1 protein-coding gene is annotated in these 247 nt (G+C 68.4%); it reads left to right on the top strand.

Features of this window, described 5'->3' with window-relative positions:
- Positions 1–16: 16 nt before the first annotated feature.
- The coding region (locus tag AC0IYH_RS33210) for a tryptophan 7-halogenase (protein WP_471838657.1) at positions 17–247 on the top strand (231 nt) is incomplete at its 3' end.

Genomic DNA, 247 nt, shown 5'->3' with positions numbered 1-247 from the left:
CCTGCCCGACGACCGCATGAACTACGCGTACCAGCTCGACTCGACGCTGTATGCGCGCTTCCTGCGCCGCATGGCCGAACAGGACGGCACGATCCGTATCGAGGGCAGGATCGCGCGGGTCGATCTGGACGGGGAAAGCGGCGACATCGCCGCGCTGCTGCTCGACTCGGGCCAGCGGATCGAGGGCGACCTGTTCCTCGACTGCACGGGCTTTCGCGCGCTCCTGATCGAGGGGGCGCTGCATGCC

It is taken from the genome of Pseudomonas sp. AC463 (genome assembly GCF_979253585.1).
This window is presented reverse-complemented; position numbering and strand designations above follow the sequence as displayed.